Origin of the sequence: Rhodobacter sp. NTK016B (genome assembly GCF_017303295.1) — a bacterium.
Lineage (GTDB): Bacteria > Pseudomonadota > Alphaproteobacteria > Rhodobacterales > Rhodobacteraceae > Pararhodobacter.
This window is the reverse complement of record NZ_JAFKOK010000001.1, coordinates 103,694-118,426: the sequence shown is the minus strand read 5'-3', so window position 1 is coordinate 118,426 and position 14,733 is coordinate 103,694. Positions and strand designations below refer to the sequence as shown.

12 protein-coding genes and 2 tRNA genes are annotated in these 14,733 nt (G+C 65.3%); 9 read left to right on the top strand and 5 right to left on the bottom strand.

Annotated features, from left to right (window positions below; genetic code table 11):
• The first annotated feature begins 362 nt into the window (after positions 1–362).
• The 6 genes from urtA (at position 363) to nagA (ending at position 7,318) form a co-directional block, all read left to right on the top strand.
• Positions 363–1,640, top strand: coding sequence for an urea ABC transporter substrate-binding protein (gene urtA, locus JI664_RS00620; RefSeq protein ID WP_207011769.1), 1,278 nt, complete (start codon positions 363–365; stop codon positions 1,638–1,640).
• A 201-nt stretch (positions 1,641–1,841) separates the two neighbouring features.
• Positions 1,842–3,452: an urea ABC transporter permease subunit UrtB gene (gene urtB / locus JI664_RS00615; protein WP_207011768.1), complete on the top strand. Its 1,611-nt coding sequence runs from the start codon at positions 1,842–1,844 to the stop codon at positions 3,450–3,452.
• A gap of 4 nt (positions 3,453–3,456) precedes the next feature.
• Complete coding sequence (gene urtC / locus JI664_RS00610; RefSeq protein WP_207011767.1) at positions 3,457–4,566, top strand: urea ABC transporter permease subunit UrtC; 1,110 nt, start codon at positions 3,457–3,459, stop codon at positions 4,564–4,566.
• Entirely contained in the window at positions 4,563–5,300 is a 738-nt protein-coding gene (gene urtD / locus JI664_RS00605) for an urea ABC transporter ATP-binding protein UrtD (protein ID WP_207011766.1), read from the top strand. Before urtC ends, urtD begins: the two co-directional genes overlap by 4 nt.
• Before the next feature lie 3 nt (positions 5,301–5,303).
• Positions 5,304–6,005, top strand: a complete 702-nt coding sequence (urtE, locus tag JI664_RS00600; RefSeq protein WP_207011765.1) for an urea ABC transporter ATP-binding subunit UrtE — start codon at positions 5,304–5,306, stop codon at positions 6,003–6,005.
• A 206-nt stretch (positions 6,006–6,211) separates the two neighbouring features.
• Positions 6,212–7,318 (top strand): N-acetylglucosamine-6-phosphate deacetylase, encoded by a 1,107-nt coding sequence (gene nagA, locus JI664_RS00595; protein ID WP_207011764.1) that lies wholly within the window; start codon positions 6,212–6,214, stop codon positions 7,316–7,318.
• Positions 7,319–7,491: 173 nt separating this feature from the next.
• Here nagA and JI664_RS00590 read toward each other — a convergent pair.
• A tRNA-Gly gene (locus tag JI664_RS00590) sits at positions 7,492–7,566 on the bottom strand.
• A gap of 68 nt (positions 7,567–7,634) precedes the next feature.
• Positions 7,635–8,279: a winged helix-turn-helix transcriptional regulator gene (locus JI664_RS00585; protein WP_207011763.1), complete on the bottom strand. Its 645-nt coding sequence runs from the start codon at positions 8,277–8,279 to the stop codon at positions 7,635–7,637.
• A 121-nt stretch (positions 8,280–8,400) separates the two neighbouring features.
• Here JI664_RS00585 and JI664_RS00580 point away from each other — a divergent pair, with 121 nt between their 5' ends.
• Complete coding sequence (locus JI664_RS00580) at positions 8,401–9,162, top strand: VOC family protein (RefSeq protein WP_207011762.1); 762 nt, start codon at positions 8,401–8,403, stop codon at positions 9,160–9,162.
• A 62-nt stretch (positions 9,163–9,224) separates the two neighbouring features.
• On the opposite strand, the gene JI664_RS00575 is transcribed toward JI664_RS00580, so the two are convergent.
• A complete protein-coding gene (locus JI664_RS00575; protein ID WP_207011761.1) occupies positions 9,225–9,782 on the bottom strand; it encodes a TetR/AcrR family transcriptional regulator in 558 nt (185 codons plus the stop codon).
• A gap of 103 nt (positions 9,783–9,885) precedes the next feature.
• Between JI664_RS00575 and JI664_RS00570 the strand changes: the two genes are divergently transcribed.
• Positions 9,886–10,485, top strand: coding sequence for a DUF2306 domain-containing protein (locus JI664_RS00570; protein WP_207011760.1), 600 nt, complete (start codon positions 9,886–9,888; stop codon positions 10,483–10,485).
• Between the two features lie 48 nt (positions 10,486–10,533).
• Here JI664_RS00570 and JI664_RS00565 read toward each other — a convergent pair.
• A tRNA-Gly gene (locus JI664_RS00565) sits at positions 10,534–10,608 on the bottom strand.
• A 295-nt stretch (positions 10,609–10,903) separates the two neighbouring features.
• On the opposite strand from JI664_RS00565, the gene JI664_RS00560 reads away from it, so the two are divergent.
• On the top strand, positions 10,904–11,101 hold the full coding sequence (locus JI664_RS00560) for a CsbD family protein (protein WP_207011759.1): 198 nt from the start codon (positions 10,904–10,906) through the stop codon (positions 11,099–11,101).
• A gap of 106 nt (positions 11,102–11,207) precedes the next feature.
• On the opposite strand, the gene JI664_RS00555 is transcribed toward JI664_RS00560, so the two are convergent.
• Positions 11,208–14,651 (bottom strand): pyruvate carboxylase, encoded by a 3,444-nt coding sequence (locus JI664_RS00555; protein WP_207011758.1) that lies wholly within the window; start codon positions 14,649–14,651, stop codon positions 11,208–11,210.
• Positions 14,652–14,733: the final 82 nt, after the last annotated feature.

The window sequence follows — 14,733 nt, the reverse complement described above, 5'->3', positions numbered from 1 at the left end:
GCGGCACATCCGGGCGTTGTCTGGATCTGGCCGCACGGTGGGGGAAATCGCGCCCGGCGGCAAGGTCGGCGCGGCGCGGGTGAACATGATTCTGCAAGACATCAATGCGTCAGGTCGAACAATTCCGCGTCACAGCATGGTTTGCGCGCCCAGAATTGCCGCGACGTAAGGCCTGCGCCGCCCAAGGATTGGGCAAACCCGGCTTCGGGTGCCGAAAGCGACCGTAATTTCGCCTCATCCGACCGCACCGGACCCTAGCGTTGCGCAGGGCGGTGCGCCGTCCGGCCAACGTATTCGTCCCGGGCAGGCCGTCGGCCGCAAACGGGCAACAATGGTAAAAAACACAACAGGACTGGGGACTTATGAAAAAGTTGCTGCTTACCACCGCATTGTGCGCGGGTGTCGCCACCGGAGCTGCCGCTCAGGAAGATCCGATCCGCGTCGGGATCCTGCATTCGCTGTCGGGGACGATGGCCATTTCGGAAACCACGCTGCGCGATGTCATGTTGATGCTCATCGAGCAACAGAACGAGGAAGGCGGCGTGCTGGGCCGTCCGCTGGAAGCCGTGGTCGTCGATCCGGCCTCGGACTGGCCGCGCTTTGCCGAACTGGCGCGCGAGCTGATCGAGGGTGACGGCGTCGCGGCGGTGTTCGGCTGCTGGACCTCGGTGTCGCGCAAATCCGTGCTGCCGGTCTTCGAAGAGCTGAACTCGATCCTGTTCTACCCGGTCCAGTACGAAGGGCAGGAATCGCAGCGCAACGTCTTCTATACCGGCGCTGCGCCGAACCAGCAGGCGATCCCCGCCGTCGATTACCTGCTTGAGAACGGGGTCGAGCGTTTCTACCTCGCGGGCACCGACTACGTCTATCCGCGCACCACGAACCAGATCCTCGAAGCCTATCTGATGGCGCAGGGCGTGGCGGCGGAAGACATCATCATCAACTACACCCCGTTCGGCCATTCCGACTGGCAGACCATCGTTTCGGAAATCCGCGACTTCGGCTCGACCGGACGTCCCGCCGCCGTGGTCTCGACCATCAACGGCGACGCCAACGTACCGTTCTACAACGAGCTGGCCGCGCAGGGCATCTCGGCCGAGGATATCCCTGTCATCGCCTTCTCGGTGGGTGAAGAGGAACTCGCGGGCATCGATACCGGCCCGCTGGTCGGCCACCTCGCCGCGTGGAACTACTTCATGTCGGTCGATACCGATGAAAACCTCGACTTCATCGATGCGTGGCACGCCTATATCGGCGACGACAGCCGCGTGACCAACGACCCGATGGAAGCCCATTACATCGGCTTCAACATGTGGGTCGACGCCGTCGAGGCCGCCGGCACCACCGATGCGGACGCCGTCATCGACGCGATGGTCGGCGTTGCGGTTCCGAACCTGACGGGCGGCATCAGCTCGATGGGGGCGAACCACCACATCACCAAGCCCGTGCTGATCGGCGAGATTCAGGATGACGGCCAGTTCGACGTCGTGTGGGAAACCTCGGGCCTCGTGCTGGGCGATGAATGGTCGGACTTCGTGGAAGATTCCGCGCCGCTCATCTCGGATTGGCGCGCGCCGCTGTCTTGCGGCAACTTCAACACCGAGACCGGCACCTGCGGCGGCTCGGAAGCGGCTGAATAACTCCCTGTGACCGGGGGAGGTTCGTGCGCCTTCCCCGGCTTTTTCAGCCCAGAGCCCGAAACCGCGCCGCGCGGATGATCCGCCCGGCGCCTCCGCCCAGACTTCGTGTCGGCGCGCCCGGACCGGGTGCCCGGCCCAGACAGACCAGGTGCCCGCGCCGTCGCCCGATCGCACGCCGCCGCACCGAATTCCGGGGACTTCATGCTTTTGCGCCCATTCCTGCGTCTCGTGGCGCTGTGCCTGGCGATGCTCACGCCCCTCGCAGCCTCTGCCCAAACCCTTGAAGAACTGGTCACCCAGCTGCCCGCTGGCAGCTATGACGACCGCGCCGCCGTGGTGGCCGAGATCGCCGCTACCGGCGATCCCCGCGCGCTTGCGGTGCTCGAGGCTTTGCTCGAAGGCGAGCTTGAGCAACGCAATTCCGATGGCCGGATCGTCATCGTCGGCGGCACCCGCCGCGCGCCCACCGGCACCGATGCGCTGACCGGCGAAGATCTGGGCGAGCTGGGCCGCCGCGCGACTGAGCGTATCCGCGTCAACAACAGCCTGCGCCGGACGATCCGTACGGCGATGGGCGTGATGACCCTGCGCGACCCCGATCCCGCGCGCCGTCTCGCCGCCGCCGAAGCTGCCCTGCGCAGCCCCGCCGTTGAGCAGCTCGACGCACTCGACGCCGCGATGCAGGCCGAGGAACTGGACTATATCCGTGAAGCGCAGACGCTGGCTCATGCCGCGACAATCCTTGCCTCGGATGCCGATACCGACACCAAGCTCGACGCGGTTGCGGTGATCTCGGGCGCCTCGGCACTGACCGTGCAATCGACCCTCAACGCCTACCGCGCCGCCGAGGATCCCGCGCTGGCCGCCGCCGTCGCCGATGCCATCGAAGCCGCCGAACGCCGTCAGGCCTTGTGGGGGCAGGCGCAGAACCTGTGGTTCGGCCTGTCGCTGGGATCGGTGCTGCTGCTGGCCGCGATCGGGCTTGCGATCACCTTCGGCGTGATGGGCGTGATCAACCTTGCCCATGGCGAGCTGGTGATGCTGGGCGCCTATACGACCTTTCTGGTGCAAGAGACGATCCGCACCCACGCGCCCGAGTATTTCGGCTGGTCTCTGGCTATCGCCGTACCGCTCGCCTTTCTCTTCGTCGGCGCCGTCGGTGTCGCCATCGAACGCGGCATCGTGCGCCATCTCTATGGCCGCCCGCTGGAAACCCTGCTGGCGACTTGGGGCGTCAGCCTGATCCTGCAGCAGGCGGTGCGCTCGGTCTTCGGCCCCACCAACCGCGAGGTCGGCACCCCCGACTGGATGTCAGGCGCCTTTCAGCTGGGCGAGATGACGGTGACATGGCCGCGCGTGGCGATCGTCATCTTCTCGCTTACCGTGTTCTTCGGCCTGCTTCTGACGATGCGCTATTCGGCCATGGGCTTGCAGATGCGCGCGGTCACGCAAAACCGCGCCATGGCCGCCAATCTGGGCATCCGCACCGGCCGTGTCGACGCGCTGACCTTCGGTCTGGGCGCGGGCATCGCCGGGCTTGCAGGCGTGGCGCTGAGCCAGATCGACAACGTGTCGCCCAATCTCGGGCAGAGCTACATCATCGACAGCTTCCTTGTCGTGGTGTTCGGCGGGGTGGGAAACCTCTGGGGCACGCTGGCTGCGGCGATGAGCCTCGGCGTGGCCAACAAGTTCCTCGAACCCTGGGCTGGCGCCGTTCTGGGCAAGATCCTGATCCTGATCTTCATCATTCTCTTCATCCAGAAACGTCCGCGCGGTCTGTTCCCGCAACGCGGCCGCGCCGCCGAGGGCTGACACCATGAGCAAACTCATCGACCTGCGCATGGGCCTGTTTCTGGCCGCGCTCTTCATCGTCACCGTACTGGTGCCCATCGCCTCGACACTCGATCAGGGCTCGGCCCTGTCGATCCCCAGCTACCTGATCCCGCTGATGGGCAAGTATCTGTGCTACGCGATCCTCGCCGTCGCGCTCGATCTGTGCTGGGGCTATGCGGGCATCCTGTCGCTGGGCCACGGCGCCTTCTTCGCGCTGGGGGGCTATGCCATCGGCATGCACCTGATGCGCGAAATCGGCGCGCGCGGCGTCTATGCCAACCCGGACCTGCCCGATTTCATGGTCTTCCTAGGTTGGAACGAACTGCCATGGTTCTGGTACGGCTTCGACTGGTTCCCCTTCGCCGCCGTGATGGCGCTGCTGGTCCCCGGGGCGCTGGCCTTCGTCTTTGGCTGGTTCGCCTTCCGCTCGCGCGTGTCCGGTGTCTATCTGTCGATCATCACGCAGGCACTGACCTTCGCGCTGCTTCTGGCTTTTTTCCGCAACGAGATGGGCTTTGGCGGTAATAACGGCCTGACCGATTTCCGCGACGTGCTGGGCTTTTCGCTGTCCGCCCCCTCGACCCGCATCGCGCTTTTCGTGCTGACGGCCATCGCGCTGGCGGCCTGTCTGCTGATCGCCAAGGCGATCACCGTGTCCAAGGCGGGCAAGGTGCTGGTGGCCGTGCGCGACGCCGAAAGCCGCACCCGCTTCATGGGCTACCGGGTCGAGAACTACTCGGTCTTCGTCTTCACCGTCTCGGCGATGATGGCGGGCCTCGCCGGGGCGCTCTATGTGCCGCAGGTCGGCATTATCAATCCCGGCGAATTCGCCCCCGCCAATTCCATCGAGATCGTCGTCTGGGTGGCGCTGGGCGGACGCGGCACGCTGGTCGGCGCAGCCATCGGGGCGCTGGTCGTGGTGGCGGTCGAAAGCTGGCTCACCGCCAATTTCCCCGATCTGTGGCTCTTTGCGCTGGGCGCGCTCTTCATCATCGTGGTGCTGTGGATGCCCAACGGCCTGCTGGGCCTTGTCGAGAAGCTACGGCTGCGCCGCAAACCGGCGCCAGATCCCAATACGGAGACCCCGGCATGAGCGCGCAACTCTTTCTCGACGGCGTGCATCGCAGCTTCGACGGCTTCAAGGCGATCAACAACCTGACCCTGTCGGTGGACAAGGGCGAACTCAGGGCGGTGATCGGCCCCAACGGTGCGGGCAAGACGACGATGATGGACATCATCACCGGCAAAACCCGTCCCGATGGCGGCGAGGTTTTGTGGAACATGTCTACCGACCTGACCCGGATGGACGAGGCCTCGGTCGCCAATCTCGGCATCGGGCGGAAATTCCAGAAGCCCACGGTGTTCGAAACCCATACGGTCGAAGACAACATCCGTCTGGCCCTGAAAGCCCCGCGCGGGGTCTTCGCCACGCTGTTCCACCGCACAGGCAAGGCCGAAGAGGCGCGGGTGACGGCGCTGCTCGACCAGATCCGCCTGACCCATCTGCGGGCCGAGGATGCCGCCAATCTCAGCCACGGCCAGAAGCAATGGCTGGAAATCGGCATGCTGCTGGCACAGGAACCCGACCTTCTGCTGGTCGACGAACCGGCGGCGGGGATGACCGATGCCGAAACGATGGAAACCGCCGAGCTGCTGAAATCCATCGCCGGGCAGCGCACGGTGATCGTGGTCGAACACGACATGGATTTCGTCCGTGCGCTGGATTGCCGGGTGACGGTGCTGCATCAGGGCTCGGTGCTGGCCGAAGGCTCGCTCGACCATGTGTCGGCGCGCGACGATGTCATCGAAGTCTATCTGGGGCGCTGAGACATGCTGGAAATCAAGGATCTGACCCTGCATTACGGCGCCGCGCAGGCGCTCAAGGGGATCTCGCTCACCGCCGAGGAAGGCCAGATCACCACGGTGCTCGGGCGCAACGGAGTGGGGAAGACCTCGCTCATGCGCGCCATCGTCGGTCGGCACCCGGCCTCGGGCGGCACGATCACCTGGAAGGGCGAGGCGATAGGCCGGCTCTCGCCGCCCGAACGCGCCAAACGCGGCATCGCCTATGTCCCGCAGGGGCGCGAGATTTTCCCGCTGCTCAGCGTGCGTGAGAATCTCGAAGCCGCCTACGCCACCTTGCCGCGCGGCCAGCGAAAGACGCCCGACGCTGTGTTCGAACTCTTCCCCGTGCTTTTGCAGATGATGAACCGCCGCGGCGGCGACCTGTCGGGCGGCCAGCAACAGCAACTCGCCATCGGCCGCGCGATGGTCATGCAGCCGCGTCTTCTGGTCCTCGATGAGCCGACCGAGGGCATCCAGCCGTCGATCATCAAGGATATCGGCCGCGCCATCGAATACCTGCGCGATCAATACGGGATGGCGGTGGTGCTGGTGGAACAATATTTCGATTTCGCCAGCGCCCTTGCCGATCGCTTCGTGGTTCTCGACCGCGGCGAGGCGGTGATGGCAGGGGACAAGACCGACATCGTTGAGAAAGACGCCGATCTGCGCCGCTGGCTCACCGTCTGAAGGCATGCGCCCGGCTTCGCGGTCGGCTGAGTATTTGAAGCAAAGTGAAGCAGCGCGGCGCGCATGGTTACGAATAGTCGGATAAAGATCGGCGCCTTCATTCTGCTTCAAATACTCACGGCGCGCGTGCCTCGCCGGGGCGCGCCCTCTGTGACAAGGCGCCGATTTCATGGTTAGCTCCGCGCGACGCAAGGACAGGAGCTTTCATGCAACAGATCTGGCGCGGCGCGCGTGTCTTCGATGGCTGGTGCCTGCGGGACGGGCTGGCCGTGGTGGCCGAGCACGGCCGCATCGCCGGTCTGCGCGCGGATGACGGGCAGGGCGCAGATCTGGGGGGCGGGATTGTCGCGCCGGGTTTCGTCGATCTGCAGGTCAATGGCGGGGGCGGGTCGCTGTTGGGGCAGGGCGATCCCGACGAGGCGCTGCGCCGGATCTGCGCGGCGCATCGGGGCTTGGGAACCCTCGGGCTTCTGCCGACGCTGATCACCGCCGCGCCCGCGACTACGCAAGCGGTGATCGCGGCGGGGATCCGTGCGGCGAAGGCGGGTCTGCCCGGTTTCCTCGGGCTGCATCTGGAAGGTCCTCATCTCGACCCGAAGCGCCACGGTGCGCATGATCCTGCGCTTATCCGGCGAATGGACGATGGGGATCTGGCGCTGTTGCTCGACGCGTCCCGCGCATTGCCCGCGCTGATGGTCACGCTGGCGCCCGAAGCCGCGACGCCGGGACAGATCGCGGCGCTGGCCGAGTCGGGCATTGTCGTGTCGTTGGGGCACAGCGATTGTTGCGAGGACACGGCACGCGCGGCGTTTGCGGCGGGCGCGTGCTGCGTGACGCATCTGTTCAATGCCATGTCGCCGCTCACGCATCGCGCGCCCGGTCTGGTCGGGGCGGCGCTCGACAGTGGCGTGGCCATGGGGATCATCCCCGACGGCATCCATGTCGCGCGCACGCCCTTTCGGCTGGCGGCGCGGCAGGCGGGAGAGAGGGTTTTCGCCGTCACCGACGCGATGGCGGTGGCGGGAACGGATCTGACGGCGTTCGATCTGGGCGGTCGCACGATCCATCGCCGCGCGGGACGGCTGACGCTTGAGGACGGCACGCTGGCGGGGGCGGATGTGTCGATGCCGCAGGCGCTTCGCTGGATGATTGCCGAGGCCGGGCTCGACGCCGCCGAGGCGTTGGCGATGATGACGCGGCGCCCGGCCGAGCTTTTGGGGCTGAGCGATCGCGGCGTGATTGCCGAGGGCGCGCGGGCCGAGATGGTGCATCTGTCGGATGGGTTCGCGCTGCTCGACATTCTCTCGGGTTAGGGGGCGCGCCAAGCCATGTCGCGGGCAACGGGTGAGCGGTTTCGCCCTCGTCCGGCAGGGCGCTGCCCTGCAGGTCTCGGGCGACTCAAGCGCGCTTGCGGCGCGCGGCGGTCCGGCGTTACCGCAGCGGTCAACGCAAAAGGCCGGACCCCGAAGGATCCGGCCTTTTGTTCTGGAGCGGGCGATGAGATTCGAACTCACGACCCTAACCTTGGCAAGGTTATGCTCTACCCCTGAGCTACGCCCGCTCGATGGCCGCCGTTTAGCACCGGGTTTCGGGGCCTGCAAGAGCATGGGCGCCATTCTGGTGCGAAAATCACGCGCCCAGTCGAAACGCATCGACGAAACGCTGCGCCGTGTCCGGATCGCCCGCAAGGCCGATCACGCCGCCCGCTGCAAGCGGCGCCACCGGTGAAGGTCCGTAGACCGCGATGGCGAGCGTATTGCCGCTGCCGGAGAAGGTGAGCGCGGGCAGGGCGCCCGGCGCGGGGCGGGGCGTAAAGCCCGTCATGTCCAGCCGGGCGGTGAAACGCTCGTCGCCCATGATGAACCCGGCCTCTATGGGGCTGGTGACCCGATCTGGGCGCACCATCACCCGCATCGACAGCATAAGGGCGGTGGGCGAGATGAATTTCGTCGGATCATGCCCCGGCTGTTGCACGCCCCAGCGGCAGAGCGCGTCGATCACGTCGCGCGTGGCAAGTCCGGCTTCGGTCAGTTCATAGACCGCGACCGAGGCGGGGGGCGGCAGGCGGTGGTGGCGCAGCAGGCCCGAGGCTTCGAGCGCCTCGAGACGTCGGGTCAGGATATTGGTGGCGATCCCGGGCAGGCCCGCCTTGATCAGGCCGAAGCGTTTGGGTCCCAGCATCAGCTCGCGCAGCACCAGAAGCGCCCAGCGGTCGCCGATCAGGTCGAGCGCGTGGGCGGCAAGGCAGCCTTCGTTATAGCCGTTGCGCGACATGGGGTCTCCTGAAGCTTTCACTCTACAATTGTTTGGTTGCTTTTTGCAAGCGATTGTCGCAGCGTCGATGGCGTTAAGTCGGGCGCAGCCCCGGCAGATCTTCCAACCGAGGAGTGCGACGATGACCCGATCCGTTCAAGGCCAGCCCTGCTGGTACGAATTGACCACCCCCGATCCCATGGCTTCGGGCGCGTTTTACGGCGCGCTTCTGGGCTGGGAAGTGACCGAGGTGCCGATGGGCGCGCAGAGCTATTTCCTGAATAAATGCGGTGACAAGAATGTCTCGGGGATGATGACCCCGGACGACGCAGAGATTCCCCCCAATTGGTGTTTCTACATCGCGACCGAGAATGCCGACGACACCGCTGCCGCCGTGGTGGCCGATGGTGGCGGGCAGGTCGTCGCGCCAATGGATGTGCCGGGGACCGGACGGTTCGCCATCCTGTCCGATCCGCAGGGCGCGGTCTTCGGCATCCTGCAGCCGCTGCCGGGCGATACCGGCGACGCCTATGCGCCTGAGGTGACCGGGCATGGCGCGTGGCATGAATTGATGACCTCGGATCCGCAGGGGGCGGTCGCCTTTTACCGCAAGCATTTCGGCTGGGGGCTGGGCGACGCGATGGATATCGGCGCGATGGGCACCTATCAGCTTTTCGCGGCAGGGGCGGGCGATGCCGGTGGTATCATGGGGCAACCGCAACCCGACATGCCGCCGTTCTGGGGTGTCTATTTTCGCGTGGACAGCATCGACGCGGCGCAGGCGGCGATCCCCGGTCTGGGCGGGCGCATTGTCAATGGACCGATGGAGGTGCCGGGCGGGGCGTGGGTTCTGCAGGGCATCGACCCGCAAGGGGCCTATTTCGCGCTGACCGGGAAGAAGTGAGGCGCGCGGCTCCGGTGTGCCTTGGCCGGTCCGATCAGCCTCGTCCGATCAGCCTCGTTTGGTCAGGACGGCACGATCAGCCGCAGAAGATCACGGAACGGGGGCGGGTTTTCGCCCCCGGCCTGTCCGCGTTTCTGGGTGAAGCCGAGGGTCGCGTAGCCGTGCACCGCGCTCCAGACCGCGCCTTCGAAGACCAAGTCGGCGCCGCCGGTGAAGGGGGCGCAGCCTGCGCGCAGGATGCTGTAGGCGCGGTCTGATTCGACGCAGAATTCCGGATCGTCGCGGTCCACGTCGGCGGCGGTGAACATCAGGTGGAACAGCCCCAACTGGCCGTCGACAAAGGCCAGATAGCCATCGCAGATCCCCGCCAGGCGGTCGAAGGGCGTATCGGCGGCGGCGTCGCGATGCGTCTCCATCGCGCGGTTGAACCGGGCGAAGGCGCGGATGGCGATGGCGGTCTGCAGGCCGCGTAATCCCTTGAAATGATGGGCGGGCGCGGCATGGGACACGCCCGCACGGGCGGCGGCACGGCGCAGGGTCAGGGCCTCGGGGCCACCCTCGGCCAAAAGGGCGATGCCAGCCTCGATCAGCGCGTCTCGGGTCGGGATCTCGTGGGTCATGCCCCGTTGTGGTGGGTTTGTTTGACAGTGTCAAGTTTCGGCCTTGACAGTGTCAAGCCTGGACGCATACTTGGCTCAGCTTTACACTGTCAAGGAGACCGCCATGACCCGCCCCTTCGCCTGGTTCTTCTGGAGCCTCTCGCTGATCATCGCGCTTGCATCGTGGCGTTTCCTCGTACTGCCGATGGCCGAGGCGATGCCGCATATGCTGCATTACCTCGACAGCGCGCCGGTCGGGACATGGGTCCACATGACCGCAGGGCCGCTCGCGCTCGGCCTCGCGCCGTTTCAGCTCTGGCAGGGGCTGCGTCGCAAGCGCCCGGCTTTGCACCGCTGGACCGGACGCGTCTATGCACTGGCCATCGTCGCGAGCGGTGTTGCATCGCTGGCAATGTTGCCGGGGTTTCAGGGCTCGGGCTTTGCACAGGCGGGGTTCGGTGTGCTGGCGCTGGCGTGGATCGGGACAACGGCTCTGGGTATCGTCAGGGCGCGCGCCGGGGATCTTGTCGCGCATCGTCGCTGGATGCTGCGCTCGGTCGCGCTGACCTTCGCCGCCGTCACGCTGCGGCTGATCATGGGGCCGCTGGTGGCGATGGGCTGGACGGTGACGGAAACCTACGACGTGACCGCCTGGGGAAGCTGGCTGATCAATCTGGCGATACTGGAATACTGGCAGCGCCGCCGGGTTGTGTTGCCTGCCTGACGCGGCAAAACAAAACGGCGGCCCGAAGGCCGCCGCTTTTGGTCCAATTGGAGCGGGCGATGAGATTCGAACTCACGACCCTAACCTTGGCAAGGTTATGCTCTACCCCTGAGCTACGCCCGCACCCGTTTGGTAGGCGCTGATTTAGGCGAAGGCGGCGCGGCCTGCAAGAGGAAAAAAACACGCCACCTGCGGATTTTGTGCCCCGTGGTCCGGCAATGGCAGATTAGCCGCCCTTCCCCTTGATATAACGCATTTATTTCGCCCAAAGCACTGCGCCACGCGCTGCGGACATGCCGTGTTCAGGGTCTGCATAACGTTCCCATGAGAGTTGTGCGGGCCGGGAACCGAAAGTCAGTCCACGCGTTTTGTTCCCGAACCGCAGATGTTCTGCGGCAGAAACCAAAGGAGTGGTTCCATGAACGGCGACACTGTCGAAGGCAAATGGAAGCAGATCAAAGGCGAGGCCAAGGTCCAGTGGGGCAAGCTCACGGATGACGACCTGGACGTCGTCGAAGGTCACAAGGACAAGCTCTCGGGCAAGATCCAGGAGCGCTACGGCAAGTCCAAGGACGAAGCCGATCGTGAAGTCGACGCGTTCTACGCCAAGCACTGATTATCCGGCATGCCGGGTCGTCCCGGCCAACCTGATCTGAAAACCATGCAAAAAAGGGGGCGCCGGGCGCCCCCTTTTCGTGTCTCAGCAAACGCTCTGACGGCGCTTACTCGAACTCGATCAGCAGGTCATGCGCTTCGATCTGCGCGCCCGGCTGCACATGCACGGCTTTCACCGTCGCCGCGCGTTCGGCATGCAGGCCAGTTTCCATCTTCATCGCCTCGATGGTCAGCAGCAGATCGCCCGCATTGACTTTCTGACCGACGCTGACACCGACCGAGGCGATCGAGCCCGGCATCGGCGCGCCGACATGGTTCTCGTTCGTATCCTCGGCCTTGGGTCGCGCGGCCTGCGTGGCCTTTACCTTGCGGTTGGGCACCCGGATCGTACGAGGCTGGCCGTTCAGTTCGAAGAACACCCGCACTTCACCATCATCCTGCGTCTCGCCCACGGCGATCAGCCGGATTTCCAGCGTCTTGCCGGGGTCGATTTCAGCCGTGATCTCTTCGCCCGGCTCCATGCCGTAGAAGAAGTTCCATGTGGGCAGCGTGCGCACCGGGCCATAGGCGAGGTGGCGTTCCATATAGTCGGTGAAGACCTTGGGATACATCAGGTAGCCGTTGAGATCCTCGTTGTCGAAGTCGACATCGTCGATCTTGGCCGACAACTCGGCGCGGATCTCGTCGAGATCGACCGGCTTCAGATGCTTGCCCGGACGCTCGGTCGAGGGTTTCTCGCCCTTCAGCGCCTTCAGGGTGATGCCCTCGGGCCAGCCGCCCTCGGGCTGACCCAGATTGCCCTTGAGCATGTCGATCACCGAATCGGGGAAGGACATCTCGCGCTTGGGATCCTCGACATCCTTGCGGCTCAGGCCCTGGCTGACCATCATCAGCGCCATGTCGCCCACCACCTTCGAGGACGGCGTCACCTTGACGATATCGCCGAAGATCTGGTTGGCGTCGGCATAGGCGCGCGCCACGTCGGGCCAGCGCTCTTCCAGACCCAGCGAGCGGGCCTGCGCCTTGAGGTTGGTGAACTGACCGCCCGGCATTTCGTGCAGATAGACCTCGGACGAGGGGGCCTGCTGGCCGGTTTCGAAGGCACCGTAATGCGCGCGCACCTGTTCCCAGTAATCCGAGATTTCGCGCACCGCGCCCATGCTGATCCCGGTATCGCGGTCGGTATGACGGAAGGCTTCGACGACTGAGCCCAGCGTCGGCTGGCTGGTATTGCCCGACAGCGCATCCATCGCGGCATCGACGCAATCGACGCCCGCATCGGCGGCGGCGATGATCGTGGCGATGGCGGCGCCCGAGGTGTCATGGGTGTGGAAATGGATGGGCAGGTCGACCGCATCCTTCAGAGCCGAGAACAGAACCTTGGCGGCGGGGGCTTTCAGCACGCCTGCCATGTCCTTCACGCCCAGCACCTGCGCGCCGGCCGCCTCCAGCTCCTTTGCCATTTTAACATAATAATCAACGGTGTACTTCTGCTGGCCGGGGTCCAGAAGATCCGAGGTATAGCAGATCGTGCCTTCGCAGATCTTGCCCGACTCGATCACCGCATCCATCGCGACGCGCATGTTCTCGACCCAGTTCAGGCTGTCGAAGACCCGGAACACATCGACGCCGGTCTCGGCGGCCTGCGCCACAAAGCTCTGCACTACGTTGTCGGGATAGTTGGTATAGCCGACGCCGTTCGAGGCGCGCAGCAGCATCTGCGTCAGCAGGTTGGGCATTGCTTTGCGCAGGTCGCGCAGGCGCTGCCACGGACATTCCTGCAAGAACCGGTACGCCACATCGAAGGTCGCGCCGCCCCAGCATTCGACCGAGAACAGCTCGGGCAGGTTCGCAGCATAGGCGGGCGCCACGCGGATCATGTCGATCGACCGCATCCGGGTCGCCAGCAGCGACTGGTGCGCGTCGCGCATCGTCGTGTCGGTCAACAGCAGCTTTGACTGATCCTTCATCCAGTCGGCCACGGCCTTGGCGCCCTTTTCCTGCAGCAACGTGCGGGTTCCGGGTGGCGGTGTATCGACGCGGGCCGCCGGGGCCACGGGCGGGCGCGGCTGGGCCGCGGGACGGGTCCGTCCTGCTGTCTCGGGGTGTCCGTTGACGGTGATGTCCGCGAGATAGGTCAGAACCTTCGTACCCCGGTCGCGCCGGGTCTCGAAGGTGAACAGCTCGGGCGTGGTGTCGATGAACTTGGTCGTCGCCTGATCGGCGAGAAAGGTCGGGTGCTTGAGCAGGTTCTCGACGAAAGCGATGTTGGTGGACACGCCCCGGATACGGAACTCGCGCAGCGCCCGGTCCATCCGCGCGATGGCTTCCTGCGGGGTCGGGGCCCAGGCCGTGACCTTGACCAGCAGCGAATCGTAGAACCGGGTGATGACCCCGCCCGCATAGGCGGTGCCGCCATCCAGACGGATCCCCATGCCGGTGGCCGAACGATAGGCAGTCAGGCGACCGTAATCGGGGATGAAGTTGTTGAGCGGGTCCTCGGTGGTGATCCTGCATTGCAGCGCATTGCCCGAGAGCGTCACGTCCGACTGGCTGGGCGTGCCCGTGGCCTCGGCCAGCGTCGCGCCTTCGCAGACACGGATCTGCGCCTTGACGATGTCGATGCCGGTCACTTCCTCGGTGACGGTATGCTCGACCTGAACGCGGGGGTTCACCTCGATGAAGTAGAACTTCTCCGAATCCATATCCATCAGGAATTCGACGGTGCCCGCGCATTGATAACCGACCGACTGGCCAATCTTCAGCGCCAGCGCGCAGACTTCCTCGCGCTGGGCGTCGCTCAGATAGGGGGCGGGCGCGCGCTCGACGACCTTCTGGTTGCGGCGCTGGACGGTGCAGTCGCGCTCATACAGATGATAGAGATTGCCATGGGTGTCGCCCAGCAGCTGCACCTCGACATGGCGCGCGCGCTGGATCATCTTTTCCAGATAGCCCTCGCCGTTGCCGAACGCGGCTTCGGCCTCGCGCCGCCCTTCACGCACCTTGGTCTCAAGCTCGTCCGCGCTCAGGATCGGACGCATCCCGCGGCCGCCGCCACCATGGCTGGCTTTCAGCATCAGCGGATAGCCCACTTCATCGGCCATGCGCCGGATCTCGGCCATGTCGTCGCCCAGAACCTCGGTCGCGGGGATCACCGGCACGCCCGCTTCGATCGCCACCTTGCGCGCGCTTGCCTTGTCACCCAGCGCGCGCATCGTCTCGGCCTTGGGGCCGATGAAGGTGATGCCCGCCTCGACGCAGGCATCGACCAGCGCGGGGTTCTCGCTGAGCAGGCCATAGCCCGGATGGATCGCATCCGCGCCCGCCTTCTTGGCGACGCGAATGATCTCGGGGATCGAGAGATAGGCCGCGACCGGGCCCAGCCCTTCGCCGATCCGGTAAGCCTCGTCCGCCTTGAAGCGGTGCAGACCCAGCTTGTCTTCCTCGGCGTAGACGGCAACCGTTTTCTTGCCCAGCTCGTTCGCGGCCCGCATGATGCGGATCGCGATCTCGCCACGGTTGGCAATCAGGATCTTGTTGAAACCGGGCATCCGGACATCTCCCTCTGGATCGGCCTGTAGGCTGGGCCGATTTCTGCAGTGCGGCGGCAGAATTGCAAGATTTTGTTACAAT

Coding starts and splice junctions, on each gene's coding strand:
- JI664_RS00570 (WP_207011760.1), top strand. CDS start 9,886: ATGACCCGCCCCTTCGCCTGGTTCTTCTGGAGCCTCTCGCTGATCATC.
- urtA (WP_207011769.1), top strand. CDS start 363: ATGAAAAAGTTGCTGCTTACCACCGCATTGTGCGCGGGTGTCGCCACC.
- urtB (WP_207011768.1), top strand. CDS start 1,842: ATGCTTTTGCGCCCATTCCTGCGTCTCGTGGCGCTGTGCCTGGCGATG.
- JI664_RS00555 (WP_207011758.1), bottom strand. CDS start 14,651: ATGCCCGGTTTCAACAAGATCCTGATTGCCAACCGTGGCGAGATCGCG.
- JI664_RS00575 (WP_207011761.1), bottom strand. CDS start 9,782: ATGACCCACGAGATCCCGACCCGAGACGCGCTGATCGAGGCTGGCATC.
- JI664_RS00560 (WP_207011759.1), top strand. CDS start 10,904: ATGAACGGCGACACTGTCGAAGGCAAATGGAAGCAGATCAAAGGCGAG.
- JI664_RS00585 (WP_207011763.1), bottom strand. CDS start 8,279: ATGTCGCGCAACGGCTATAACGAAGGCTGCCTTGCCGCCCACGCGCTC.
- urtD (WP_207011766.1), top strand. CDS start 4,563: ATGAGCGCGCAACTCTTTCTCGACGGCGTGCATCGCAGCTTCGACGGC.
- urtE (WP_207011765.1), top strand. CDS start 5,304: ATGCTGGAAATCAAGGATCTGACCCTGCATTACGGCGCCGCGCAGGCG.
- urtC (WP_207011767.1), top strand. CDS start 3,457: ATGAGCAAACTCATCGACCTGCGCATGGGCCTGTTTCTGGCCGCGCTC.
- nagA (WP_207011764.1), top strand. CDS start 6,212: ATGCAACAGATCTGGCGCGGCGCGCGTGTCTTCGATGGCTGGTGCCTG.
- JI664_RS00580 (WP_207011762.1), top strand. CDS start 8,401: ATGACCCGATCCGTTCAAGGCCAGCCCTGCTGGTACGAATTGACCACC.